The sequence below is a fragment of the Limnohabitans sp. genome, from assembly GCF_023910625.1.
Taxonomy (GTDB): Bacteria; Pseudomonadota; Gammaproteobacteria; order Burkholderiales; family Burkholderiaceae_C; genus Limnohabitans_A.
Map to the genome: position 1 here is coordinate 1,115,811 of NZ_JAAVVW010000003.1, position 25,996 is coordinate 1,141,806.

Here is a 25,996-nt window from a genome sequence, read left to right on the forward strand (position 1 = left end):
TGCAGCTGATCTTGGGGGCGGAGCGTTTATGGGGTCATCCATTGGGTGTGGGTTGGCCGACCAGACAAATGCAGCGCGCTGGTGGCGGCCGGGGTCTCGGCGATGAGGCGGCCACGCCGGAACACCTTGAGCCGGGTGGCACGCAGGCGCAGCGCCTCTACCGGGTCGCGTGCCTGCAGCAGCACAAAATCGGCATGGCAGCCAGGCTGCAAGCCGTAACCCTCCAGGCCCAAGATGGCTGCCGGGTTGACGGTCACCGCTTCAAAGCACTGTCGCATGGCCGCCTGGCTGGTCATCTGCGCCACATGCAGGCCCATGTGGGCGACTTCGAGCATGTCGGCGCTGCCCAGCGAGTACCAGGGGTCCATCACGCAATCCTGGCCAAAGGCCACACGGATGCCGGCCGCCAGCAGCTCGGGCACCCGCGTCATGCCGCGCCGCTTGGGGTAGCTGTCATGCCGGCCCTGGATGGTGATGTTGATCAGCGGGTTGGCCACGGCCGACAGGCCGGCCTCGGCCATCAGCGGCAGCAGCTTGCTGACGTAGTAGTTGTCCATGCTGTGCATGGAAGTCAGGTGTGAGCCGTTGACCCGGCCATGCAGGCCCAGGCGGTGGGCGTGATAGGCCAGGGTTTCGACATGGCGCGACAGCGGGTCGTCGGTTTCGTCGCAGTGCATGTCCACGCGCAGGCCGCGCGTGGCGGCGATCTCCATCAGCAGGCGCACGCTCTCGGCGCCATCGGCCATGGTGCGTTCAAACTGCGGAATTCCGCCAACCACGTCCACCCCCAGGTCAAGCGCGCGCTGCAGTTGGGCCAGTGCGCCGGGGCTGCGCAACAAGCCGTCCTGCGGGAAGGCCACCAATTGCAGGTCGAGGTAGGGTGCCACCCGGCGTTTGACCTCCAGCAGCGCCTCCACCGCCAGCAGCCGAGGGTCGCAGATGTCGACATGGCTGCGGATCGCCAACAGGCCTTTGGCCACCGCCCAGTCGCAATAGGCCAGTGCACGTTCGATCAGCGCCTCCTGCGTCAACAGCGGTTTGAGTTCACCCCACAGAGCAATGCCTTCAAGCAGCGTGCCCGACTGGTTGACGCGTGGCAGGCCGTAGCTCAGCGTGGCGTCCATGTGAAAGTGTGCGTCGACAAAGGGCGGGCTCAGCAGCAGGCCCCGCGCGTCCAGCGTCTCGGCGGCTGGGGCCTGCAGGCCGGTTGTGACTTCGACGATCTGGCCGTCTTGCACCGCAACCGACATCCGGGTGCGGCCATCGGGCAGCGTGGCGTTGTGAATGAGCAAGTCCAGCATTCAGCGTTCTCCCTTGCGGTAAGGTTTCATCAGGGCCTGCGGGTAGCTGGCCCGGCGCGCCACCAGCACCAGCGCCACGATCGACAGCACATAGGGCAGCATCAGGTACATCTGGTAGGGCAGCACGGCGTCGCCGGCCTGCTGCAGGCGCAGTTGCAGCGCGTCAAAAAAAGCAAACAGCAAAGCGCCCAGCAGCGCCTTGCCCGGCCGCCAAGAAGCAAACACCACCAGCGCCACGCAAATCCAGCCGCGGCCGTTGACCATGTTGAAGAAGAAGGCATTGAAGGCCGACAGCGTGAGGAACGCGCCCGCCACGCCCATCAGCGCCGAGCCGGCCACGATCGCCCCGCTGCGCACCGCCGCCACCGACACGCCCTGGCCTTCGGCGGCCTGAGGGTTCTCGCCCACCATGCGCACCGCCAGCCCGACCGGGGTGCGGTACAGCAAGTAACCGATCAGCGGCACCAACACCAGCGCCAGCAGCGTCAGCGGCGTTTGCTGCGCCAGAACGGGAATGCCCAGCCAGCCCATTTCCTGGAACGGGGTGATGGTGGGCGGGGTGTTCACTTTTGGAAAGCTCACCCGGTAACCGTAGTAGCTCAGCGCCGTCGCCAGCAGCGTGATGCCCAGGCCGGCGACGTGTTGCGAAAGCGCCAGCGTCACGGTCAGCAGCGCGTGCAGCCCGCCCAGGAGCGCGCCGGTCAGCGCCGCCACCGCCACCCCACCCCACAGCGGCGCGCCGCTGTACACCGCCAGCCAGCCAGTCAAGGCACCGGCCACCATGATGCCCTCGATGCCCAGGTTCAACACCCCGGCGCGCTCGCACAACAGCACCCCCAGCGTGCCCAGGATCAGAGGTGTGGCAATGCGCAGCACCGCCGCCCAGAACGACGGGTTGGCCAGGATGTCCAGAAATTCGCTCATTGCCAGCGCACCCGGTACTGCGTCAACAAGGTGGCCACCAGCACCGAGATCAGCGAGGCGGCCACGATCACGTCGGCGATGTAGGTCGGCACGCCAATGGCGCGGCTCATGCTGTCAGCGCCGACCAACACCCCGGCCACGAACACGCTGGCGGCGACCACGCCCAGCGGATGCAGCCCAGCCAACATGGCGATGACGATGCCCGAATACCCATAGCCTGGCGACATGTCCAGCGTCAGATAGCTGGTGCGACCGGCCACTTCGATGGCACCGGCCAGCCCGGCCAGCGCGCCTGACAGCAGCGCCACCAGCACCACAGTGCGCGTCACCGGCACCCCGGCAAAGGCGGCGGCCCGGACGTTGGCACCCACAGCGCGGATGTCGAAACCAAGCACGGTGTACTTCATCAGCACCCAGACCGCCACGGCCAGCGCAGCGGCAATCAGCAGCCCGCTGTGCACCCGGGTCTGTTCGACCAGCTTGGACAGTTCCAGCTCGCCCATCAGCGCCACGCTTTGCGGCCAGCCCATGGCGGTCGGGTCTTTCATCGGGCCGTCCAGCATCAGCGAGACCATCAGCAGCACGATGAAGTTCAGCAGCAAAGTGGTCACCACCTCGTCCACCCCCAGCCGCGCTTTGAGCAGCGCCGGCCCCAGCAACAGCAACGCGCCGGCCAGGGCGGCGGCCAGCAACATCAGGCCAAACAGCAGTGGCGAGGGCAGGTCGAAGCCGGTGCCGCCGTGCAGGCCGCCCACAGCCACCGCTGCCAGCGCACCCACATAAAGCTGACCCTCGGCACCGATGTTGAACAGCCGGGCCCGGAACGCCACCGCCGCAGCCAGCCCGGTCAGCATCAGCGGAATGGCGCGGGTGAAAGTCTCGCTCAGTGCAAACACCGAGCCAAAGCCGCCGCGCAGCAGCAGGCCGTAGGTCTGCGCCACACCAGCACCCGCCCACCACACCAGCAACGCGCTCACCAACAGCGTGAACAACACTGCCCCTACCGGTGCCAGCAGCAGCGCCAGGCGCGAGCTTTGGTTGCGCTTTTCCAGCCTCATGCGTGGGCCTGCGCTGCAGCCTCAGTGATGCCGGCCATTGCCAACCCGATCGCCTCACGGCTCCAGTCGGTCGCCGGTCTGGCCGTACCCAGCCGGCCTGCATGGATCACCGCCACCCGGTCGCCCAGGGTCAGCACCTCGTCCAGGTCGTCCGATATCAACAGCACCGCGGCACCGGCATCGCGCGCCGCGATCAGTTGAGCTTGCACATAGGCCACGGCGCCGATGTCCAGGCCCCAGGTCGGCTGGTGGGCTACGATCAGGCGGGGCACTGCAGCAGCGCCATTTGCCCCGGTGCTTGCAGCCACATCGTCAGGCTGGCTCAGAGCCCGGCCCAGAATCAGCTTCTGCATATTGCCGCCCGACAGCGAGCGTGCCGGCACGGCCGGGCCGCCACCGCGCACGTCAAAGGTGCGCAGAACGCGCTCGGCATACGCCCGGGCTGCAGCCCGGCGCACCCAGCCCCAGCGTGAAAACGCCGAACTGCGCAACCGCTCGGACACGGCGTTCTCCCACACCGGCAAGTCACCCACCACACCCACAGCATGGCGGTCCTCCGGGATGCGGGCCACGCCCAGTGGCACCAGCCGGGCCGGCTGCGGCGGCAGTGGCCGGCCCAACAACTGCACCCGGCCGGCGCTGGCGGCGCGGGTGCCGCACAGCAACTCGGCCAGCGCTACTTGGCCATTGCCCGAAACGCCAGCAATCGCCACGATCTCGCCGGCATGCAGGCGCAGATTGGCATCCAGCAGGCGCTCGCGCGCTGGCGCTGTGCTCACGTTGTCCAGCTCGCACACGGCGTCGCCGACCGCCTTGGCCGGGCGGCGTTGCGGCGCCTCGACCGCATGGCCCACCATCCACAGCGCCAGTTGGGCCTGGCTGGTGTCGGCGGACTCGGCCTGGGCCACCAGTTGGCCAGCGCGCAGCACCGCAATCCGGTGCGACACCCGCAGCACCTCTCCGAGCTTGTGGCTGATGAAAATGATGGACAGGCCCTGGGCCACCATCTGGCGCAGCACCGCAAACAGCGCCTCGCTCTCCTGAGGCGTCAGCACCGCCGTGGGTTCGTCCAGAATCAGGATGCGCGCACCCCGATAAAGGGCCTTCAGAATCTCCACCCTCTGGCGCTCCCCCACCGACAGCCGACCCACCAGAGCGTCCGGGTCCACGCCCAGGCCAAAGCGCTGCGCCACCGCCTGCAGCTTTTCGCGCGCCGCCAGGCGTCGGGTGAAGGGCTGCCACAGCGACTCCGAGCCGAGCATCACGTTGTCGAGCACGCTCAGGTTGTCAGCCAGCGTGAAGTGCTGGTGCACCATGCCAATGCCAGCGGCCAGTGCGGCGTTGGGGTCGCCAGGTGGCAGCGCCTGGCCGAACACCGTGATGCTGCCAGCGTCAGCCGTGTAATGCCCGAACAGAATGGACACCAAGGTCGACTTGCCGGCACCGTTCTCGCCCAGCAAGGCCAGCACCTCGCCGGCACCGAGCGTCAGCGAAATGTCGTCATTGGCCAGCAACGCACCAAAGCGCTTGCTGATGTGGCTAAGTTGCAGGACGGGGGCGGACATGGCAGGGCCAACACAAAGACACACCGCTGCCGGGGTGTCTTGTCTTGTGACTCGCTAAAAAATGTTTATTTGGCCGAGGATTTGGGCTGGTTGTCATCGACCTTGACATTGAACTTGCCGTCCAGAATGGCTTTTTCCTTGGCGCGCACCCTGGCCACCAGCTCGGGCGGCACCTTCTTTTCAAAGGTACCCAGCGGTGCCAGTGAAGAGCCCTTGTGCTTCATCATCGAATAGGGGCCGTAGTCTTCGGCGGTGAACTTGCCCTCTTTGACCAGCTTGATGGCGCGGTCGGCCGAGGGCTCGAAATGCCAAATGGCCGAGGCCACCACAGTGTCGGGGTACTGGGCCTGTGTGTTGATCACGTTGCCAATCGCCAGCTTGCCCTTTTCTTTGGCGGCATCGCTCACGCCAAAGCGCTCGGCATACATCACGTCAGCGCCCTTGTCGATCATGGCAAAAGCGGCCTCCTTGGCCTTGGGTGGGTCAAACCAACTGTTGATGAAACTCACGCTGAACGTCACCTTGGGGTTGACCTCTTTGGCACCGGCCATGAAGGCGTTCATCAGGCGGTTGACTTCGGGAATCGGGAAACCGCCCACCATGCCTATCTTGTTGGTCTTGCTCATGCCGCCGGCGATCATGCCGGTCAGGTAGGCAGGCTCCTGAATGTAGTTGTCAAACACGCTGAAGTTGGGCGCCTGCGGTTTGCCCGAGGAGCCCATCAGGAAAGAGACCTTGGGGAAATCCTTGGCCACCTTGCGCGCGGCAGCTTCTACCGCAAAGGCCTCGCCCACGATCAGTGTGTTGCCGGCCGTAGCGTACTCGCGCATCACACGCTCGTAGTCAGCGTTGGACACGTTCTCGCTGGCCTTGTACTCGATCTCGCCGCGCGCTTGCGCCGCTATCAGCGCGGTGTGCAGGCGCCCGGCCCACTGCTGTTCAAACGGCACGGTGTAAATGCCGGCGACCTTGATCTTGGCCTGGGCCAAACTCAGGGTCGGGGCAGCAGCGGTCAGGGCGGCGGCCAGCACAAGCGCATGGCGGCGGTTCAGGGGGTGGGCTGACATGGGGTTCTCCGGTGAGGGGGGTTAAAAACGACGATCTTACAAAATTCACAGCAAACCATCGTTGCTGGACATGGGCAGGTGCCTGTTTGCGGACCAGAAATTCACGCGAGAGTGCCTCACTTGGTGCCGAACATCCGGTCGCCTGCATCCCCCAGGCCCGGGACAATATAGCCGTGGTCGTTCAGATGGCTGTCCACAGAGGCTGTCACGATCGGCACGTCAGGATGCGCCGCTTGCATCCGCTTGATGCCTTCGGGCGCAGCCAGCAGACACAGGAAGCGGATATTCTTCGCCCCCGCCTCCTTCAAAATGGAAACAGCAGCCACACTTGAATTGCCCGTGGCCAGCATGGGATCGACCACGATGGACACCCGGTCCTCAAGTTGTTCGGGCAGCTTGCAATAGTATTGCACCGGCTGCAGCGTGGCGGGGTCGCGGTAAAGCCCCAGGAAGCCTACCCGCGCGGCGGGAATCAGTTCGAGGATGCCGTCCAGAAGCCCGTTCCCGGCCCGCAGTATCGACACCAGTGCCAGCTTCTTGCCCTCGATGGCGGGGGCATCCATCTCTACCAGCGGGGTTTCAATCCGCTTCGTCGTCATGGGCAATTCGCGCGTCACTTCATAGGCAAGCAGCAGGCTGATCTCGCGCAAGAGCTGTCGGAAGGAGGCGGTCGAGGTGTCCTTTTCCCGCATCAGGGTCAGCTTGTGCTGCACCAGCGGGTGTTTGACGACGGTAAGTTGGTCCAGCATGGCAGCCCCTGTCAGAGTTGTGGATAAAAAATCCAAACGAATGTGCTCGATTATGACCCAGGCCATGGGCGTTACAGGCCCCCAGTCGGGCCTTGCCTGAGTGCAAGTGGGCGATGTGCGCCAGTTCGGTAGTTGTCCCTGAAAAATTCACTTTCAGACCAGGGCCAAGGCCATTGATCCGGACTTGACCGAGTGTCCCACAAAAAACTGCCGCAATTGGTGGCCCAGATCCCCCAAACCGTTGGACAAAAGCAGGTGCAAAAAAAGTCAACACCGACCAATGCAGTCAATTCACGGCTTCAGAGTTTGTCGATACCGTCTTTGAGGCTGGTGCCAAGTTGTCGATGCCTGGGCTGCCACAACTCCAAGAGGCTGTATAGAAAGTCTTCATAGGTGCGCCCCGAGTTGCTCAATGGTGTGAGCAGTTCTGCATCTCTTCAAACCATCCCCTCACCACTTATCCATCGGGGTTTAACTGTTCAAAATAAGCGAGCCACTTCTGCAGCTAGCTGGCGGTGACTTGCAAAACGAATTGAAAGACTTTGGCGTCTTGCTGGGCTTGTTCTGCGTTGGCCCCGGAAGCTTCGGCCAGCGTACCAATTGCTTGTATGATTTTTTCTGGTGCAGGTTGAGGCAGAAACCGTGCCGTACCTTTGATGACTTTGAACCCTGTGGACACAAACAATTCGATCAAGGTGGTGCGGGTGAACCAGCGCAGATGCGTTCGGTCCAGCAGTCCTGCATCTTCATATCGGAATGCGCCATTGTTCAGTCGCATTTGAATACTCCAGTGCTGTGCATTGGGTACGCATGCCACCAATGTGCCGCCGCCATGAGACTTCATGTTTTCGTTGATTCGACGCAGGACTTTCCATGGGTCACGAAGATGCTCAAGCGTGTCGCCAAAGACCCAGCAGTCGGCTTTTTCCAGTTGTGCCCACATGCCGTCATCAAGACGTTCAACATCTGCCGCTATGGCGACGTTGCAGTGCTTTTTGGCTTCGTGGGCATAGTCGGCATCAATGTCGATACCGGTGTAATGACATTCGGGGTTGATTTGGCGATAGGCCTGCGCGAAGTTACCAAGCATGCAGCCGATCTCAACGACTTGGCGTGCTTTTTCGGGCATCAAGGCCAGTAATTCGCGATTAAAAATGGTGTACGCAGGCGGTGGTGCCTGCGCCGTAAGGTGCGGTGTCCAAAAACAAGTCGGCGCAGTGGTAGCGGGCCAGGTATTGCTCGGGCATGACGCGGCCCGCAAAGATCAATCGGTTGGCGGCGATGCCCTGGTTTTTGGCGTTGGCTGTGAGGTTTTCTTTGGCTTGCGGGTTGTCTTCCAGCACCCACAGCACGCTGTTGGGGCTGCGCTTGAGGATGCGCATCCAGGTGGCCCAAACGTCGGGCGTGAATTTGTAGTTGTTGTTGAAGGCGCAAAGGCTTTGACGGGCAAGCCGCATTCGGCGCGTGTTGGTGCGGTGCCAATCACCCGTTGGCGGTCATTGGCCTGCTAGCTGTTGAGGTAGATGGGTTTTTCGGTGAAGTGCTGCGTCAGCTCAGGCGGCATCAGGTGGCGATCGGCCAGGATGTAGTCCACCCCAGGGATGGCGCAGCTGCCCATATAACCCAGATAGCTGGCTTGGACAGGCGCGGCGCGGTAGGCCAACACATCAAAACGCGAGCCAGACGTGAGCCCGGTCAGATCGATGAGTACGTCAATTTCGAGTTCGCGGATGCGCAGGGCCGCTTGTGCGTCGGTGAGCGCGTGCAAGGGGACATGGTGGTCAAACGCCTTGAGTACCCGTTGGCGCATGGCCGAGGGGGTGGTGTCGCTGTAGTCCAGCCCATACACCTGCACGCGGCTGCGGTCATGCAGCTCAAGCACTTCGGCCATCAAGATGCTGACGGCGTGGTGCTTGAAGTCGCCAGAAAAGTAGCCAATACGCAGCTTGTCGTGTTGCCAGCGCACAGGCGGCAGCGGGGTGATGGGACTCCGTTTGCGCTCAACGAAACCCTGTGCGGCTTGTCGTTGGCGCTGCGGGGTGTCGAGTTCGGCCATTCCCATGAAGGGGCCGATGTCGAGTGCCACGTCTTCACCCGGGCGTGCTTCGCGCAGCCAGTTGGGTATGCTGGGCCAGAGGCATTGACGGCGGCGAATGCCGACAAAGTGCTGGACCACGTCGGCTTGTTGGGGGTTGAGCCGAAGGCTGCGCTCTAGCGCGGCTTCGGCTTCGGGGTAGCGCTTGAGATTTTCATGCAGGCGGCCTATGTGGTTGAGCAACATGCATTGGCCTTCAACGGGCAGTTGGTCGCTCAGGGCTTGGTTCCAAATTTGCAGCGCTTGTGCGTCGTCGCCGCTGGCCTCAGTCATCAGCCCCAGATTGACTGCGGCTTGGTACAGCATGGGGTTGAGTGCTTGGGCTTTTTGGTATGACGCTTTGGCGATGGCAGGCTGGTTGAGTTTGTTCAGAATGCCGTGGTTGAAGTACACAGGGGCGGCTTGCGGCTCTTCACCATGCACGGCAAGCCAGTCGTTGTAGAGGTCCACCGCTTGCTGCAGCTTGCCTGCCGACTGAAGTTGGTCAGCTTGTTGGATCAGTTGGACAACGGTCAGGGAGGGGGCAGGCATGTTGTTTTGGGGCTTGATGGCTGAGAGCGAGAGATTGTCTGCATAACCCCAATGCATTCCGGCGCGTCTGGGTCAGGAATCAATGCAAGAAGGTCATGCAGCAAGCCTTACGCGGGGCGAATTCTCAAATTTGAAAAGTATCCGGTTGTGCCGTCGTCAACCCACAGTCCGATGCCGCCTGATTTTCCGCCCAAGCGCAGGTCATCGACCGCCAGTATCTCGGTGCCATCGATAAATGCACGCAGTTTCTTGCCTGAAATGTCCAAGCGCAGTGTGTGCCAGGTGTTCAGTGCAACCGGCGCACCGGCCTCGTATTGACCAGGGAAACGGCTGCGCGAGACATCGAAGTGAAAGTCCGGATGGGCAATGTATTGCACGGCGCGCACGTTGCGAGGAGCAGGCGGCGGTGGCGAATTTTTGCTGCCATTGGCCATGCGAAGGTAAACAGCCTCGAATTCCTTGGCTTGGACGCCGACATGAAAAGCCAAACCAAGAAAGGCGCGTGCGTCAGGGTCGCCTTTGCCGTTGAGCACACCTGCCAGATCGACCTGCAGCGAGCCATCGGAAAAACCGGCAGAAAGGGCGGCAAACGTCGCAGCATTGCCGCCGATGCGCAAGGACCTGGCCTGGGCTTCCGGGGTCAGGTTGACGGCCACGCAGTTGCGGCCGCCAAACTGCGCTGCCGCCACAGTCACATCCGAGGGCACCAAATCGAGCGCGGTGCCCAAGGTGTTTTGCCAGTCACCTTTTGCTGCCAGCAGGTTGGTTGTGACCATTCCACCCGCAGACACTGCACATGCCTGGCTGAGGAGGCGCAATGCGTCGCGACGATTGAAGTTTTGATGGGGATTTTTCATATTGGTTTCCAGTGAATGGTTTGATTGTGGTGCTGGCAGAATGATTGAGCACAGCTAAAACCCAATGTCCGTGTTCAACCGTCTTATGGGTCTGGACCCCGAACCGTCAAGCATGTCCTGTCCACGACCCAACGGGCTCTAGAGTTTATCAACACTTTGGCTGCGAACCGCCCTGCCCCGCGCTGTGCACAAGCCACAGCAGCGGCCAGGTCGCTGATGTCACCGCCTGCAATCACCCCCCTGTTTGCGCTCTTTGCTGGTCATGCATCGCCTTGCCCACCTCCAGAGCGCCCTGCTCAGAGCCTGAACGCGGTACGGTCTCTCCATCGCGATCAGTCACCTGCGCCATGGCCTCGGCCAGGCGCTCGGCGGTATCAGGGCCGATGCCCAAATACACACCTTGCGTGAGCGTGATATGCGCCACCTCAAAGCTGCCTGCGCCTGCGCAAATGATGGTGCGGTTGGGCGCGTCGTCGCTGGCCATGACCAGCATGGCGGGCACCACGGCGCTGGGGGCCAGGGCTTGCAACACGGCTTCGGGCATCAGGCCTTCGGTCATGCGGGTGGCCGCGGTGGGGGCCAGGCAGTTGACGCGGATGTTGTGTTTTTCACCCTCGATCGACAGGGTTTGCATCAGGCCCGTCAGCGCCATCTTGGCCGCGCCGTAATTGGCTTGGCCAAAATTGCCATAGAGCCCGCTGGACGAGGTGGTCATGACGATGCGCCCATGGTTTTGCGCCTGCATGAGGGGCCAGACGGCTTTGGTGCAATGCACCGCGCCCATGACGTGCACATCCATCACCAGCTTGAAGTCGGCCAATGCCATCTTCGCAAAGCTTTTGTCGCGCAAGATGCCCGCGTTGTTGACCAGAATGTCCACCCGGCCCCAGGCGTCCACCGCTTGCTGAACCATGGCTTTGACGGCCTCAAAGTCGGTGACCGATGCGCCATTGGCCAAGGCTTCGCCGCCCGCCGCGCGGATTTCATTGACCACCGCTTGCGCCGCCGACACCGAGCCGCCCACGCCATGCACATCGCCGCCCAGGTCGTTGACCAGCACCTTGGCCCCACGCGCTGCCAGCGCCAGCGCGTGCTCCTTGCCCAAACCGCCGCCGGCCCCCGTGACGAGGGCCACACGGCCTTTGAAATCGATGCTCATGTGTTTTCCTTTTGAAATTGACAAACCAGTGACAACCACAGGCTCACAGTGCCCCGGTGCATCTGCTAATCTGGGCCAAAATCCACCCGCGATGGTTGTTTGCCGCACTTTAATCCAGCACCCTGGCGCTGGCTGTTACCCGATTGACACCCTCATGGAACTGAACACCGAACTGTTGACCGCCCCGCCTTTGGACGCCGCCACCGTGGTGATGTTGCGCGACGGCCCGGGTGGTTTGCAAGTGCTGCTGATGCGCAGACACCAGGCCTCGAACGTACTGGGTGGCGTCCATGTCTTTCCTGGCGGCAAACTCGACCCGCAAGACGAACAACCCATATGGCAACAACGCCTGAGCCAGGACAGCGCCACCCTGCATCGACGACTGAACGAGCCCGAGCTGGACAATGAACGTGCCGCCGGGCTTTTTGTGGCGGCCATGCGAGAGGCTTACGAGGAGTGCCGCGTGCTGCTGGGCTGCGATCCACGCGATACGGCAGAAGCCCGCCATGTGCTCCAGGCCCTGCGCAGCGGCCATGTCTGGCATGAAGCCTTCCATTCACGAAACCTGCTTTTGTGCACCGAGCCGCTGGTGCCCTGGTGCCGATGGATCACGCCGCGCCAGGCGTCGGTGACCAACAAGCGTTTTGACACCCGGTTTTTTGTCACCCAGGTGCCCGATGACCAGTTGGCTGAACACGATAACCACGAGGCCACCGAAGCGCTGTGGATCCAGCCGCGCCAAGCGCTGCAGCGCTATTGGGACCGCGAGATTGAGCTGGCCCCGCCGCAAATCATGAGCCTGGTGCACCTAAGTCGGCACTCCGATGCCAACAGCGTGCTGACCGAGGCCCAAAACCGTTGCCCTCCGGTGATCGAACCCGAACCTTTTGACCAGGACGGCGTGCGCACCATTTGCTACCCGGGCGACCCGCGTCATTCGGTCAGACAACCAGCCTTTCCCGGCCCCAGCCGCTTGATGTTCAAAAACAAACGCTTTGAACCCGCATTGGGTTTGGCAGCCCTGCTTGACTAAAATGACTGTTGTTTTTTGGGCTTTTGCTCAATGAATTTCTACACCCCATCCCCATCATGCCCTCAAACCAAGCACCGACGCATCTTTACCTGTCCATCGAAAGGGCCATGGAATTCATCGGGGATACCCGAGGCATTCTGTCTTTGCTCAAAACCCTTGAGCAAACCCTCAGCGAAGATTTGCCTCGCCTGCAAGCCCTGCTCGAAAAAGGGGATGTCCATGGTGCTTATCGCATCCTGCATCAACTCAAGGGCTTCACGCCGGTTTTTTGCGTGGACAGTCTGGTCGAGCATGTGGTGCGGGTGGAAGAGATGAGCAAACACGCCGATGCGGCCGAATTGAGCGTCGCCTACAGCCTCTTGGCACCCCAACTCGAAGCCCTGCGGCAGGAAGTGCTGGCTCATCTGGCCCATCAAAAACCGGCTTGATGACCTGGCTGGGCCTCGCCACCCAGCGAAACACCATTTTTCCCCACTTCTACACAGGGGTGTGCAGGGGCTGCTGTTCGGCCAACCATTGGTCGATTTTGTGCGCGTCATGCACCCACCGCAATGTGTCAAACGCCAACTGCGCCTGCGGGTACACCCGCCGCATGTAATTGAGCCACTGCTTGAGACGCCCTGCGCGGTGTCGGGTAGCCACTCGCGCGCTCACACCCCGCCAAAAGACCTGCATCAGAGCCAACAGCGTCGACCATGCGACGCCTTGACCCGGCAGCAAACTCTCCCCGGTTGATCGGTGACGGGCAATCGCCAAGGCCAAGCCAGGGTCAGTGACCATGCCTCGCCCGATCATGAGCCGGTCACAACCGGTCACTTCCTGGCAGCGCAGGGCATCGGTCACGGTCCAGATTTCACCATTGGCAACCATGGGCAAGCGCACATGCTGGCGCAAATCGGCAATGCGGTCCCAATAAGCGGGTGGCCGGTAACCGTGGGCTTTGGTGCGGGCATGCACAACCAATTCACTGGCGCCTGCCGCTTCGATGGCCATGGCACAGTCCTCTGCGCGGGCGTCATCGTTATAGCCCAAGCGCATCTTGGCCGACACCGGGATGTGCGCCGGCACCGCCCGTCGCACTGCCGCCACTATTCGGCCTACCAACTCGGGCTCGTCGAGCAACACCGCACCGCCCCGGTGCTGGTTCACGGTTTTGGCAGGGCAGCCAAAGTTCAAGTCAATGCCGTAAGGCGCCAATTCGGCCAGGGCAGCGGCGTTGTCCGCCAGGCAAATCGGGTCAGACCCCAGCAACTGCACTTTGACCGGCACCCCGGCAGGCGTGCGGCTTTGGTTCAGCAATTCAGGCACCACGCGCACAAAGGCCCGACGCGGCAACACTGTGTGGGTGACCCGGATGAATTCGGACACGCAGACGTCCACTCCGCCCACCCGCGTTAACACATCGCGCAAAGTATGGTCCAGCAAGCCCTCCATCGGGGCCAGCAAAATTTGCGGCTTGAATGTCGCCAAGTTGGTGGCTTGAGCCAAGTGCGGCGCTCCTCAGCCCAACTTGCGCTTGAGGCGAACCTCTTCCACCTTCACGCCACCCAAGGGTACGGTGCGGGCGGTGTTCATCTCGCGCTTAAAGCCAGCCAGGTCATGGAAACGCAAAGTGCGCTCATGCAACAAAGGCAGCCACACCGTCACGTCGGTGCAGCCTTCATCCTCCAGACCCTCGCGTGCCGCATCCCACAGGGCCAGGCCCACCCCTTGGCCGATGCGTTCGGGGGCAGCATAAATGGCCCAAATCTCGCCCGTGGTGTTTTTGGATTTGGGGTCGCGCGAGCGGTCAAAGCCAACAAAGCCCACGATCTCTCGGCCCGAAGTGGCCACCATGACCTGGGGCTCACCGTACTCGATGGCCTCTTTCCAGAAGGACACACGCTTGGGCATGGGCGTGGTGTCCCAATGGGCATCGGGCACCTGACCGGCGTAAGCCATGCGGCAGGCGTTCAGGTGCAAGGCGGCCACAGCGGGAGCGTCTTGGAGGGTGGCAAATCGGACTTGGATATCGGACATGGTTGAAAAGTGAAAAGAAATAACAGCGCACCGCAAAACCCGGGCATTCGGTGCAAAGCCCGACATTGTCGCCGCTTCGGTTATCTTCTGCGGATGCGAGTTTTTTTACGGAATGTTCTGAGGCCCCTCCTCCGCTTCGGAAAGGCGATTTTTTGGGGGTTCAGCCTCGGTTGGGCCCAGGCCCAAACCCCCACCCGCTGGACCGATGACATGGCCGAACGCACCCGGGCTTGCACCGCCTGCCACGGCGAGCAGGGACGCGCTGGACCTGACGGCTATTACCCCCGACTGGCGGGCAAACCCGCAGGTTACTTGCACAACCAGCTGCGTAATTTTGCGCAGGGCCGCCGCCATTACGAGCTGATGACGCGCTTGGTGGACCCTTTGACCGACGCCTACCTGGGCGAAATGGCGCAGTACTTTGCCAACCTGCAACTACCCTATCCCGCCCCCACGGCCCGCAACGCCATCAGCAACGAACGCCTGGCCAAAGGCCAGCAACTGGCGAAGCTGGGTGACGCCGCACGCGGCCTGCCCGCCTGCACACAATGCCACGGTGTGCGTCTGACCGGTGTGCAGCCGAATGTGCCGGGGCTGCTGGGCCTGCCGCTGGACTACCTGAATGCCCAACTGGGTGCCTGGCAAACTGGGCAGCGACGCGCCCATGGCCCCGACTGCATGGCCGAAATCGTCCGCCGCATGCCTGCTGCGGACCTGATTGCCGTCTCCAGCTGGCTGGCACGCCAACCCCTGCCCGCCGACACCCGGCCTGCGGCTCAAATGCCAGCTGGCCCTGCGCTGCCCGAGGCGATGCGCTGCGGCAGTGCGCCTGAACTGTCCAATGCAGCGAGCCAGCCCACCGCCACCGGAAGCCGCCCATGAGCCGCGTCACAGACACCACCAACAGCGCTCAACCCAAATCGCATGGGGTACGCGCCCTGAAATGGCTTTTGGCCACTGGCCTGGCCTTGTCCATGTGGGTCGTTGCAGACAACTGGGGTGACCTGCTGCGGGACCGCAGCGCACCCGCCGCCAACACAGCCCACTCTTCTTCAGCGCCTCTGACTCCTGAGCAAATCGAACAAGGCCGCTATCTGGCGCTGGCGGGCAACTGCATGGCCTGCCACACGACCCGGGGCGGCACCCCCTGGGCAGGAGGGCGCCGCACCGACACACCGTTTGGCGGGGTGTACAGCAGCAACCTCACACCCGACCCTGACACCGGCCTGGGCCGCTGGACAGCGCAAGACTTCTGGAAAGCCCTGCACCGTGGCCGCTCCAAAGACGGACGTTTGCTGGCCCCGGCTTTCCCATACAACCACACCAGCGTCATCACCCGCCCAGACAGCGACGCGATTTTTGCCTGGCTGAACACCCTGCCCCCCGTGGTACAGGCCCAACCGGCCCACACTTTGGTTTGGCCCGTGGGCACGCAGCCCGCGCTGGCCGTGTGGCGCAGCCTGTTTTTTGAGCCCAGCCCTTTTCAGGCCGACAAGTCCCAAACCGCTGAATGGAACCGGGGCGCCTATCTGGTGCAAGGCCTGGGCCACTGCGCCGCCTGCCACAGCCCACGCAACGCGCTGGGGGCCAGCGGACCCGTCCGCGATTTGTCCGGCGGCCTGATGCCGGTGGTCAACTGGTACGCCCCCGACCTGACGCACGATGCCGAATCGGGCCTGGCCAGCACCCCCTTGCCCGAGATCGTGCGTCTGCTGCGCACCGGCGGCTCGACCACGGCGCAGACCAGCGGCCCCATGGGCGAAGTGGTGCAGCACAGCCTTCAGCACCTGAAAGAACCCGACTTGCAAGCCATGGCCATCTACCTGCAGTCACGCGCCCAAAGTACACCCCAGCCCGCGCCTGGCAAGGCCCCTCCCCCCCGCATCAGCCTGCAAGTGGCCACCTTGGGTGGAAAAGTCTATGAAAACCAGTGCCTGCAATGCCACGGCGAGCAAGGCGAAGGCGTCAAAACCGCCTCGGGCGAGGTGGCCTACCCCGCCTTGGCCGGCAACCGCGCCGTGCTGCTGAGCGACCCTACCAATTTGGTGCAACTGGTGCTGTACGGTGGCTACGGCCCCGCAACGCAAGGCCACCCTCGCCCCTTTGGCATGCCGCCCGCCGTGCTGGAGCTCCAGGATCGCGACATCGCGGCCGTGCTCACCCACCTGCGCAGCCACTGGGGCAACCGGGCGGGCGAAGTCACGCCGCTGCAAGTCAACCGCATTCGGGCAGCGCAGGGGCCTTGACGGGCCGCCCCCCAACACCGCTAACATGACGCCCATGAACACACCGCTTTACATTCTTACCGGGGCTTCGCGTGGCATGGGTCTGGCCATGGCCGAACAACTGCTGCAAGCGGGCCACAGCCTGCTGTGCATCGCCCGCCACGCCAACCCAGCCCTGAGTAGCCTGGCCTCGCAAACAGGAGCCCAATTGACCCAGTGGACCCAAGACCTGGCTGACGGCCAAGCGGCCAGTGAACGTCTGAAAGCCTGGCTGCAAAAACAAAACCCGACCGAGCTGGTCAGCGTGCATCTGATCAACAACGCCGGGGTCATCCCGCCCATCGTGCCGCTTAGCCAGTCCAAACCCGCTGATCTGGCCCAGGCCCTGCGGGTGGGACTGGAAGCGCCCATGCAGCTTTGCGCCGCGTTTTTAGGGGCCACAGCCGACTGGAGCATCCCGCGCAAAGTGCTCAACATTTCATCGGGCCTGGGACGCTCTCCCATGGCCTCGCAGGCCGGGTATTGTGCGGCCAAAGCGGGCATGGACCACTTCACCCGCTGCATGGCGCTGGACGAAGCACTGCGTCCCAATGGGGCCAAGGTCTGTTCTTTGGCCCCCGGTGTGATCGACACCGACATGCAGGTGCAATTGCGCGGTGCCGCTGGCCAGGCTTTCCCTGACCAAGCCAAGTTCCTGGGTCTCAAGGCGCAAGGCCTGTTGAGCTCGCCCGCCCATGCCGCTGCGCAAGTGTTGGCTTATCTGGCCCGCCCTGACTTCGGGCAGCAGCCCATTGGCGACGTGCGGGGCTGATCGGCCATGCCAGCGCTGCTGCCTCTTGGTGACCAAAATCTATCAGGTGCTTGCAGCTTTCAAAGCTGACACTGACAGCCACCGCCCTCAGGCGGTGGATGACTCGGCTGAAACACGATTTTTTAAACTGGAGACCCCTTATGAGCCGTGAAGTTGTTGTTGTCAGCGGTGTGCGCACCGCCATTGGTACCTTTGGCGGCAGCCTGAAGGACATCCCTCCCACCGAGTTGGCCGCGCTGGTCGTGCGCGAGTCGCTGGCACGCGCCGGCGTCGAAGGCAAGGATGTCGGCCATGTGGTGTTTGGCCATGTGGTCAACACCGAACCCAAAGACATGTATTTGTCGCGCGTGGCAGCCATCCACGGCGGCTGCGCCGAAGGCACGCCCGCCTTCAACGTGAACCGCCTGTGCGGCTCGGGCCTGCAGGCCATCGTCAGCGCCAGCCAGTCCATCTTGCTGGGCGACTGTGACATCGCCATCGGCGGCGGTGCAGAAAACATGAGCCGCGCGCCTTACGCCAGCCTGGCCACCCGCTTTGGCGCACGCATGGGCGACACCAAGATGATCGACATGATGATCGGTGCCCTGCACGACCCCTTCCACAACATCCACATGGGCGTGACGGCTGAAAACGTGGCCGCCAAATACGGCATCACCCGTGACATGCAAGACGCGCTGGCCCTGGAAAGCCACAACCGCGCCGAGCGCGCCACCCTGGAGGGCCGCTTCAAGGACCAGATCATGCCGGTCATGCTGAAAAGCAAAAAAGGCGACGTGGCCTACGCCACCGACGAGCATTTTCGCCCCGGTTGCAAGCTCGAAGACATGGCCAAACTCAAGCCCGTCTTCGTCAAGGAAAACGGCACCGTGACCGCGGGCAACGCCTCGGGCATCAACGACGCGGCTGCTGCCCTGGTGCTGATGGAAGCCGGCGCCGCCAAGGCCCGTGGTGCCAAGCCCATGGCCCGCCTGGTGGGCTATGCCCACACAGGTCTGGACCCCAAGATCATGGGGGTGGGTCCGATCTCGGCCACTCATGCCGTGCTCAAAAAGACTGGCCTGACCGTCAATGAACTGGACGTGATCGAGGCCAACGAAGCCTTTGCTGCGCAGGCCTGCGCCGTGACCCGCGAACTGGGCTTGGACCCGGCCAAGGTCAACCCCAACGGTTCGGGCATTTCGCTGGGCCACCCGATTGGTGCCACTGGCGCACTGATCACGGTGAAGGCCCTGTACGAACTGCAACGCGTGAATGGCCGCTACGCACTGGTGACCATGTGCATCGGTGGCGGTCAGGGCATCGCAGCGATTTTTGAACGCATCTGACCCGAGCTGATCGCGCTGCACCGGGTTCGCGCCCCCCCAAAAAACGCTCGCTGCGCCCTGATCGGACGCTTGATGGACAAGGGTCCTGAAGCCGTTCAGACGGCAGCTTGCGGGGCGATCAACTCCGGCTCATCCAAAAAACCGCCAGAACGCAGCGTGATCACCAGCGTATCTCGCCAGCCCCCTGCCGTCTCGGGCTGGATGGGCGTGGTTTCGTGGATCACACGGGCATCGTCAAGCAGCAACAACGACCAAGGTTCGATCAATGTGAAACGCTGACCATGGGGACTGTCCATGTCGAACACGCGGGTTTCGCCCCCCTTGATGCCGTGGCGCCCGATCAGGAAAACCGCCACCCAATTCACGCCGTCGCGGTGCGCCCCTTCCGGGGTGGGGCGGCCAATACCGTCGGTGGTATCGATGCGAAACTGGTGCGCTTCAGCGAACCAGGTCTGCTCACCCTGGGCCGCTGAAGCCACACGGGCCAGCCAAGACAGCAGTTTTTGCCATGCATCTTGTTGCAGCACTGCGCTGTCCATGGGTTCAAACCAGCGCTGCATGCCACCGTGCAAGGCGTTGTAAGAAAGCGGTTGCCAATGGGCTCGGTGGGGTACCTGCTTGACCTGTTGATCGATCAATTCAAAGCTGGCGTGACGGCGGCGACGGTAGCGCCCCCCATCCTTCAAGAACTGATCGGGCGGCAAGGCATTCCAGCTTGCTTGCAGCGCTTGCAGCTTACCCAGCGCAATCCCTGCCATGGCGCAAACACTGGCGGCGTCCAGCACGGCAAAGCCCTGCTCTGACAACGTGGCATTGAGCCTATCGGGGGCGGTCAATGGTGGCTGAAGTACTGGTTGAGGCATGTGAAAGTCGCAAAATCAGGCAAGGGGCAAGCATAACCCGCTCACCCACTCCTTGCCTCTGGACAAGGGTTCTCAGGCGTAACGCTGGCTGGCCAGCTTGGCACCCTCGGCCAGAGCCTTGATCTTGGCCTCAGCCACAGCTCGGCTCATGGGCGCCAGGCCACAGTTGGTGCAGGCGATCAATCGGTTCTTGGGCACAAACTGCAAGGCGCGACCAATCGCATCTGCGATTTCTTCGGGTGTTTCTATGGCCGGGTTGGCCACGTCGATCACGCCGACCATCACGTCTTTGCCTTCGAGCAGCTTCATCATCTCCATCGGCACATGCGAGTGCATGCACTCCAGGCTGACTTGCTGGATGCTGCTCTTGGCCAGGGCCGGGAACACCTTTTCATACTGACGCCATTCGTCGCCCAGCGTCTTTTTCCAGTTGTTGTTGGCTTCGATGCCGTAGCCGTAGCAAATGTGCACGGCGGTGGTGCAAGTCAGGCCCCGCGCGGCGATTTCAAGCGCCTGCACACCCCAGTCGGCCGCGTCGTCCATGTAGACGTTGAAGGCGGGCTCGTCAAACTGGATGATGTCCACGCCGTCGGCTTGCAGCGCCAGCGCCTCTTGGTTCAGCAACTCGGCAAAGGCCATGGCCATCTTCACCTTGTCGCCATAAAAGCGGTCGGCCACGGTGTCAACAATGGTCATCGGGCCAGGCAAGGTGAATTTGAGTTTTTTCTTGGTATGGGCGCGGGCCAGCTGGGCTTCGAAAGCGTGCACGCGGCCCTTCAGGCGCAGCGGCGCAACGACCTGCGGCACCTGCGCGTCGTAACGGTTGTTGCGGATGCCCATGGTGACCTTGTTCTCAAAGTCGATGCCTTCGATCTGCTCGACAAAGCCGTGCACAAAGTGCTGGCGGGCTTGTTCGCCGTCACCGATCACATCCAGACCCGCGTCTTCTTGGGCCTTGATCCACAGCAGCGTGGCGTCGGCCTTGGCTTGCTGTAACTCAGGGCCCTGGGTGGTCCACTGGGGCCAGAGTTTTTCGGTTTCGGCCAGCCAGGCGGGTTTGGGCAAGCTGCCAGCGATTGCAGTGGTGAACATGTCAAAAATCTTGAGGGATTAAACAAATCAAAGCGTGGAGTTTGCCGTCAATCCAAATTCTTGGGCGAGCAACTCGTAAGAGCGCATTTGCGCGGCAGGGTCATGCGTCCAGGTGATGACCACCAACTCGTCCACTTCGAGCCGGGCCGCCAATTGGCGCAGCTTGCGGCCTACCGTGGCGGCCGAGCCGATCAAGGCCGACTCGCGCAAGCGCTCCAGCGCAAACTGCTCGGCCGGGCTGTAGGCGCGCGCCGCTTCTTCGGGTGGCAGCAGCGCACCGATGCGGCCCAGGTTGCGGTCCATCTTCCAGCGAGCACGGCTTTCAAAAAGGCGCAGCGCCTCTTCGTCGGTATCGGCGGCCAAGGCCCAAACACACAGGGCTGCGGATGGCCTTTGCAGGCCCGCACTGGGCCGGAAAGTTTCGCGGTAAATCTGCAGGGCCTCGTCAGCGCCTTGCCCATCGGTGATGAAGTAAGCAAACGCATAAGGGAGCCCCAAGTGCGCCGCCAACTGAGCACCGTAGTCCGAACTGCCCAGCATCCAGACGTCGGGCGAAGTGGCCGACTGCGGGTAGGCGTAGACGTTGTGTCCCGGGTGGCCTGGCGGCAAGTTGTGCCCGCTCACCCAGGCTTGGATTTCCATGACCTGCTGCGGAAAGCGCTCGGAGGCGTTGCGGTCGGGGTTGAGCAACTGGGCGGTGCGCCCATCGCTGCCCGGCGCGCGGCCCACACCCAGATCAATGCGACCCGGGGCCAAAGCATCGAGCACACGAAACTGCTCGGCCACCTTGAGGGCCGCGTAATGCGGCAGCATCACGCCCGCGCTGCCAATGCGAATGCGCCGGGTGCGGGCGGCAATGGCCGCCATCAGCACTTCAGGGGCGCTGCCCACGATGCTGGGATGGCTGTGGTGCTCGCTCACCCAAAAGCGGTGGTAGCCCAAGGCTTCGGCCTTTTCGGCCAACGCCAGGGTCTGGCGAATGGTGGCGTCTTGCCCGCACCCTTCGGCGGCGGCAGACTGGTCAAGGACGGAAAGTTTCAAGCTCATGTGGTTTTTGTTTCGGGGGCCAAAGCGGCCATTTCGGCCTCTTGCAGTGCCCGCCACATGACTTTGCCACTGCCGCTTTTGGGCAAGGCGTCAACAAAACTCACGGTGCGGGGCATTTTGTACACCGCCATGTTCTCACGGCACCAGTCGATGATGTCCTGCTCGCTGACTTTGCCCTTGTGGTCTTGCCGCAAAACCACCACCGCCTTGACAGACTCGCCCCGATAAGCGTCGCGGGTGGCGATGATGCAAGCCTCTTGAATCGCCGGGTGGCGAAACATCAGCGCCTCGACCTCGGCAGGCCAGACCTTGAAGCCGCTGGCGTTGATCATGCGCTTCAAGCGGTCGGTCATGAAAAAGTAACCCTCTTCGTCAACCCGACCCATGTCGCCCGAGCGGAAAAACCGGAAGCCATCGCGCTCGAAGAAAGCCGCCGCTGTGGCCTCGGGCCGCTTCCAGTAACCCTTGAACACCTGCGGGCCGCTGATCACGATCTCGCCGGGCTCACCAGGCGGCAACTCAACCAGCGTCTCTGGATCGACGATGCGCGACTCCACGTTCATGAAAGGGATGCCCAGGCACTGCTTCTTGGGCGCGTCGGGCGGATTGGTGTGCGAAGGGGCGGCGGTTTCGGTCAGGCCATAACCCTCGACATAACGCAGCCCGAACTGATCACGCAAGCGCTGGGCCACCGCCTCGGGCATGGCCGCACCGCCGCCGCCGATGTAGACCAGACTGCTCAGGTCATAACGGTCCATGAACGGACTGCCCAGCAAGTCGATCACCATGGTCGGGATGTTGGTCCAGTGCGTGACGCGCCACTTGGAAATCAAATGACCTGCCACATCGCGGTCCCAGCGCGGCATCAGCACCAGACTGGCCCCAAGGAAAATGCTGGTGTGCATGACGCTGACCATGCCCGTGATGTGGAACATGGGCACCACACACAAGGTCACGTTTTCAGGCGTGCCATTGCCCCACAAACCACTGGCCATGGCGTTGTGCATGATGGTGCCGTGCGTGTGCATGCAACCCTTGGGCAAGCCGGTGGTGCCACTGGTGTAAGGCAAGATCGCCAGATCGTCCGTCCTGGCCTGGGGCGTCGGCAAATCCAGCGCTGGAGCAGCCATCCAGTCGGCCCAAGCATGCACCTGTCCATCCACGAGCGTGGGCATGGCCCGAATCGGCAACAACCAGGACCGCCAGGTCTGCGGCATGTCTTGTGTCCCCAATGTCTCGGGGTCAAACACATCGGTAAACTGCGTCACCACCAGGTGCTTCAATCGTTGCTCAGGTATCAGCTCAGCGCTGGCCTGCGCCAGATCAGGTGCCAAATCGGCTGTGGTCACCGCTACTTTTGTGTCAGGGTCGGTGATGTAGTGCTTGAGCTCCTCGACCCGGTTCATCGGGTTCACGGGCACCACCACAGCGTCGATGCGCAAGATGGCAAAGTGCGTGATCACCAGTTGCGGGCAATTTTGCATGTTCAACACCACCCGGTCACCCGGCTTTACGCCCAGGCCGCGCAGCCGATCCGCCAGGCGCTCGGCGCTGGCCATCAATTCGCAGTAAGTCCACACCCGCCCCATGAAGACCAACGCAGCCTTGTCGGGATACCGCGTGGCGCTGATGGACAGATTCATCCACAAGGATGTGGTGGGCGCGCTGATTGCGGCGGGCAAACGGGCAGGCCATACAGCAGCATGAACGGGCATCGAGGGTCTCCTGTGTTTTTCACCATGTTAATCAGGTGCTGAGCGTCTGCGCCCGGTCTGTTTGTCGCGTTTGTCGCAAGCGAGACCCCCGGCCGCCATCCATTCGGTGATCACAAATATGTCTCAAAATGTTGTTTTTATCATCGCGAATTGGCAATAGAATTTATTATTGTTATTTTTGTCACTAAGATATCACCATGCAAACACGTCTCAACCCCGACACCCCTGAAGACTACTGTGGTACCACCTATGCTGCCAAGTTACTGGGTTTGTCCGTGGGCACGATTCAGACTTTGGTGGAAAAAAACGAACTCCAAGCCTGGAAGACGCAAGGTGGCCACCGACGCATCTCCATGCCCTCCATCCGTGACTACCAGAAAAAGCACAACATGCTGCTCAATCCACTGGAGACCAAGGAAAACCGACTGCGTGTTTTGCTGGTGGAGGACGACCCCGTAACCCGCGACATGATTCGCGACTTTTGCAACCGCTGCGACATGCCTGTCGATTGCACAGCCATGTCCTCGGGTCTGGAAGCCTTGATCGACATGGCCAGCATTCAGCCCGATGTACTCATCGCCGACTTGAACATGCCAGGTGTGGATGGCTTTGAGTTGCTCAAAACGCTCAAACAATCCGAACAGTTTCAGCGCATGACTTGCCTGGTCATTTCAGCCTTGTCCCAAGATGAAATTACGGCCAAAGGGGGCTTGCCCGAGGGCACCATTTTCATGGCAAAACCAGTGAGCACTCAATGGTTAAATGGTTTTTTCACCGCCCTCGTTGCAGGCCGAAAAATGGACCACGCCGTCGCTTTGAGTTGAGGTCAACGCCTTCCAAAAAACGGGCCATGCGGCCCGTTTTTTTTCAGAGCATGCAGGCTACCACTTACTTCAAAGCCTTGAAGCGCACGCGCTTGGGTTTGGCGCCTTCTTCGCCCAGACGCTTTTTCTTGTCGGCTTCGTACTCCTGGTAGTTGCCATCAAAGAACACCCACTGGCTGTCGCCTTCGGCGGCCAGAATGTGCGTGGCAATGCGGTCCAGGAACCAGCGGTCGTGGCTGATGACCATGATCGAGCCTGCAAATTCCAGCAGCGCATCTTCCAAAGCACGTAAGGTTTCCACGTCCAGGTCGTTGGAGGGTTCGTCCAGCAGCAACACGTTGCCGCCTTCGATCAGGGTTTTGGCCAGGTGCAAACGGCCGCGTTCACCGCCCGACAACATGCCCACCTTTTTCTGCTGGTCGCCGCCGTTGAAGTTGAAGCGCCCGCAATACGCGCGGCTGGCCATCTGGAACTTGCCCACGTTGATGATGTCCAGACCGCCCGAGACGTCTTCCCACACGGTTTTGTTGTTGTCCAGGTCATCGCGGTTCTGGTCCACAAAGGCCATGCGCACGGTTTGGCCAATCTTCACCTCGCCGCTGTCGGGCTGCTCTTTGCCCGCGATCAGCTTGAACAGGGTCGACTTACCGGCACCGTTGGGGCCGATGATGCCCACGATGGCGCCCGCAGGCACCTGGAAACTCAGGTTGTCGATCAGCACACGGTCACCAAAGGACTTGCTGACGTTCTTGAACTCGAACACCTCGTTGCCCAAACGTTCGGCCACAGGGATGAAGATCTCCTGGGTCTCGTTGCGTTTTTGGTAGTCGTAGTCAGACAACTCTTCAAAGCGGGCCAGACGCGCCTTGCTTTTGGCCTGTCGGCCTTTGGGGTTGGCACGCGCCCACTCCAGCTCTTTCTTCATGGCCTTGGAGCGCGCATCTTCGGTGCGTTGCTCCTGCTCCAGTCGGGCTTCTTTTTGCTCCAGCCAACTGGAGTAGTTGCCCTTGTAAGGAATGCCGGAACCGCGGTCGAGCTCCAAAATCCACTCGGCGGCGTTGTCCAGGAAATAACGGTCGTGGGTGATGGCCACCACGGTGCCCGAAAAACGCGACAGGAACTGCTCCAGCCAATCCACACTTTCAGCGTCCAAGTGGTTGGTGGGCTCGTCCAGCAACAACATGTCGGGGCGCGAGAGCAGCAAACGACACAAGGCCACTCGGCGTTTTTCACCGCCAGACAGTTTGCCGATGATGGCGTCCCAAGCGGGCAGGCGCAGCGCGTCGGCCGCGATTTCGAGTTGGTGCTCTGATGCATCGCCAGCGGTGGCAATGATGGCTTCGAGCTTGGCCTGCTCGGCGGCCAATGCGTCAAAGTCGGCGTCTTCTTCGGCGTAAGCGGCGTACACCTCTTCCAATCGGGCTTGCGCGGCCTTGACTTCGCCCATGCCGCTTTCGACGGCTTCACGCACGGTCTGCTCTGGGTCCATGATGGGTTCTTGCGGCAGGTAACCGATCTTCAGACCCGCCATCGGAATGGCTTCGCCTTCGATTTCTTTGTCGATGCCCGCCATGATCTTGAGCAAAGTGGACTTGCCCGAGCCGTTGGTGCCCAGCACGCCAATCTTGGCACCGGGGAAGAAAGACAGCGAAATGTCTTTGAGAATATGACGCTTCGGGGGCACGATCTTGCCAACCCGGTTCATCGAAAATACGTATTGAGCCATGTGTAAACCT

At 61.9% G+C, this 25,996-nt stretch carries 25 protein-coding genes; 7 read left to right on the forward strand and 18 right to left on the reverse strand.

What is annotated here, in order from left to right:
* Window positions 1-26 precede the first annotated feature (26 nt).
* From HEQ17_RS08510 to HEQ17_RS08560, 11 genes are all read right to left on the reverse strand, one after another.
* Complete coding sequence (locus HEQ17_RS08510; protein WP_296292339.1) at window positions 27-1,301, reverse strand: amidohydrolase family protein; 1,275 nt, start codon at window positions 1,299-1,301, stop codon at window positions 27-29.
* Window positions 1,302-2,225, reverse strand: a complete 924-nt coding sequence (locus HEQ17_RS08515) for an ABC transporter permease (RefSeq protein ID WP_296292340.1) — start codon at window positions 2,223-2,225, stop codon at window positions 1,302-1,304.
* Entirely contained in the window at window positions 2,222-3,283 is a 1,062-nt protein-coding gene (locus HEQ17_RS08520; protein WP_296292341.1) for an ABC transporter permease, read from the reverse strand. Before HEQ17_RS08520 ends, HEQ17_RS08515 begins: the two co-directional genes overlap by 4 nt.
* Window positions 3,280-4,848, reverse strand: a complete 1,569-nt coding sequence (locus HEQ17_RS08525; protein ID WP_296292342.1) for an ABC transporter ATP-binding protein — start codon at window positions 4,846-4,848, stop codon at window positions 3,280-3,282. Before HEQ17_RS08525 ends, HEQ17_RS08520 begins: the two co-directional genes overlap by 4 nt.
* Window positions 4,849-4,913: 65 nt before the next feature.
* The gene (locus HEQ17_RS08530) at window positions 4,914-5,915 is read right to left on the reverse strand and encodes a BMP family protein (protein WP_296292343.1); all 1,002 of its coding nucleotides are present in this window, start codon (window positions 5,913-5,915) and stop codon (window positions 4,914-4,916) included.
* 116 nt (window positions 5,916-6,031) lie between these two features.
* Window positions 6,032-6,661 carry a uracil phosphoribosyltransferase gene (upp, locus tag HEQ17_RS08535; RefSeq protein WP_296293705.1) on the reverse strand — a complete coding sequence of 210 codons (630 nt, stop codon included), beginning with the start codon at window positions 6,659-6,661 and terminating at the stop codon, window positions 6,032-6,034.
* Between the two features lie 508 nt (window positions 6,662-7,169).
* On the reverse strand, window positions 7,170-7,925 hold the full coding sequence (locus HEQ17_RS08540; protein WP_366938034.1) for a class I SAM-dependent methyltransferase: 756 nt from the start codon (window positions 7,923-7,925) through the stop codon (window positions 7,170-7,172).
* Window positions 7,813-8,121 carry a hypothetical protein gene (locus HEQ17_RS08545; protein ID WP_296292345.1) on the reverse strand — a complete coding sequence of 103 codons (309 nt, stop codon included), beginning with the start codon at window positions 8,119-8,121 and terminating at the stop codon, window positions 7,813-7,815. The genes HEQ17_RS08540 and HEQ17_RS08545 overlap by 113 nt, the downstream gene beginning before the upstream one ends.
* 50 nt (window positions 8,122-8,171) lie before the next feature.
* Window positions 8,172-9,290 carry a tetratricopeptide repeat protein gene (locus tag HEQ17_RS08550; RefSeq protein ID WP_296292346.1) on the reverse strand — a complete coding sequence of 373 codons (1,119 nt, stop codon included), beginning with the start codon at window positions 9,288-9,290 and terminating at the stop codon, window positions 8,172-8,174.
* Between the two features lie 107 nt (window positions 9,291-9,397).
* Complete coding sequence (locus tag HEQ17_RS08555; RefSeq protein ID WP_296292347.1) at window positions 9,398-10,147, reverse strand: hypothetical protein; 750 nt, start codon at window positions 10,145-10,147, stop codon at window positions 9,398-9,400.
* A 232-nt stretch (window positions 10,148-10,379) separates the two neighbouring features.
* Complete coding sequence (locus HEQ17_RS08560; protein ID WP_296292349.1) at window positions 10,380-11,306, reverse strand: SDR family NAD(P)-dependent oxidoreductase; 927 nt, start codon at window positions 11,304-11,306, stop codon at window positions 10,380-10,382.
* Between the two features lie 154 nt (window positions 11,307-11,460).
* Between HEQ17_RS08560 and HEQ17_RS08565 the strand changes: the two genes are divergently transcribed.
* Window positions 11,461-12,339 carry an NUDIX hydrolase gene (locus HEQ17_RS08565; protein ID WP_296292350.1) on the forward strand — a complete coding sequence of 293 codons (879 nt, stop codon included), beginning with the start codon at window positions 11,461-11,463 and terminating at the stop codon, window positions 12,337-12,339.
* A gap of 56 nt (window positions 12,340-12,395) precedes the next feature.
* A complete protein-coding gene (locus HEQ17_RS08570; protein ID WP_296292351.1) occupies window positions 12,396-12,767 on the forward strand; it encodes an Hpt domain-containing protein in 372 nt (123 codons plus the stop codon).
* Between the two features lie 49 nt (window positions 12,768-12,816).
* Here HEQ17_RS08570 and HEQ17_RS08575 read toward each other — a convergent pair whose 3' ends face one another.
* The gene (locus HEQ17_RS08575) at window positions 12,817-13,773 is read right to left on the reverse strand and encodes a tRNA-dihydrouridine synthase (protein ID WP_296293706.1); all 957 of its coding nucleotides are present in this window, start codon (window positions 13,771-13,773) and stop codon (window positions 12,817-12,819) included.
* A 66-nt stretch (window positions 13,774-13,839) separates the two neighbouring features.
* Complete coding sequence (locus HEQ17_RS08580) at window positions 13,840-14,358, reverse strand: GNAT family N-acetyltransferase (protein ID WP_296292352.1); 519 nt, start codon at window positions 14,356-14,358, stop codon at window positions 13,840-13,842.
* 210 nt (window positions 14,359-14,568) lie between these two features.
* Between HEQ17_RS08580 and HEQ17_RS08585 the strand changes: the two genes are divergently transcribed.
* The 4 genes from HEQ17_RS08585 (at window position 14,569) to bktB (ending at window position 18,719) form a co-directional block, all read left to right on the forward strand.
* On the forward strand, window positions 14,569-15,240 hold the full coding sequence (locus tag HEQ17_RS08585; protein WP_296292353.1) for a c-type cytochrome: 672 nt from the start codon (window positions 14,569-14,571) through the stop codon (window positions 15,238-15,240).
* The gene (locus tag HEQ17_RS08590; RefSeq protein WP_296292354.1) at window positions 15,237-16,604 is read left to right on the forward strand and encodes a cytochrome c; all 1,368 of its coding nucleotides are present in this window, start codon (window positions 15,237-15,239) and stop codon (window positions 16,602-16,604) included. The genes HEQ17_RS08585 and HEQ17_RS08590 overlap by 4 nt, the downstream gene beginning before the upstream one ends.
* Window positions 16,605-16,638: 34 nt before the next feature.
* Window positions 16,639-17,394: an SDR family NAD(P)-dependent oxidoreductase gene (locus HEQ17_RS08595; protein ID WP_296292355.1), complete on the forward strand. Its 756-nt coding sequence runs from the start codon at window positions 16,639-16,641 to the stop codon at window positions 17,392-17,394.
* Window positions 17,395-17,534: 140 nt separating this feature from the next.
* Window positions 17,535-18,719, forward strand: coding sequence for a beta-ketothiolase BktB (bktB, locus tag HEQ17_RS08600; RefSeq protein WP_296292356.1), 1,185 nt, complete (start codon window positions 17,535-17,537; stop codon window positions 18,717-18,719).
* 95 nt (window positions 18,720-18,814) lie between these two features.
* Here bktB and HEQ17_RS08605 read toward each other — a convergent pair whose 3' ends face one another.
* From HEQ17_RS08605 to HEQ17_RS08620, 4 genes are all read right to left on the reverse strand, one after another.
* On the reverse strand, window positions 18,815-19,582 hold the full coding sequence (locus HEQ17_RS08605) for a 2OG-Fe dioxygenase family protein (protein ID WP_296292357.1): 768 nt from the start codon (window positions 19,580-19,582) through the stop codon (window positions 18,815-18,817).
* Between the two features lie 72 nt (window positions 19,583-19,654).
* Window positions 19,655-20,674, reverse strand: a complete 1,020-nt coding sequence (locus HEQ17_RS08610) for a methionine synthase (protein WP_296292358.1) — start codon at window positions 20,672-20,674, stop codon at window positions 19,655-19,657.
* 27 nt (window positions 20,675-20,701) lie between these two features.
* Window positions 20,702-21,721, reverse strand: coding sequence for an LLM class flavin-dependent oxidoreductase (locus HEQ17_RS08615; RefSeq protein ID WP_296292359.1), 1,020 nt, complete (start codon window positions 21,719-21,721; stop codon window positions 20,702-20,704).
* A complete protein-coding gene (locus HEQ17_RS08620) occupies window positions 21,718-23,436 on the reverse strand; it encodes a long-chain fatty acid--CoA ligase (RefSeq protein ID WP_296292360.1) in 1,719 nt (572 codons plus the stop codon). Before HEQ17_RS08620 ends, HEQ17_RS08615 begins: the two co-directional genes overlap by 4 nt.
* A 197-nt stretch (window positions 23,437-23,633) precedes the next feature.
* Here HEQ17_RS08620 and HEQ17_RS08625 point away from each other — a divergent pair, with 197 nt between their 5' ends.
* The gene (locus HEQ17_RS08625; protein ID WP_296292361.1) at window positions 23,634-24,260 is read left to right on the forward strand and encodes a response regulator; all 627 of its coding nucleotides are present in this window, start codon (window positions 23,634-23,636) and stop codon (window positions 24,258-24,260) included.
* Window positions 24,261-24,324: 64 nt separating this feature from the next.
* Here the strand turns inward: HEQ17_RS08625 and ettA are convergent, their stop codons facing one another.
* Complete coding sequence (gene ettA / locus HEQ17_RS08630) at window positions 24,325-25,986, reverse strand: energy-dependent translational throttle protein EttA (RefSeq protein WP_296292362.1); 1,662 nt, start codon at window positions 25,984-25,986, stop codon at window positions 24,325-24,327.
* Window positions 25,987-25,996: the final 10 nt, after the last annotated feature.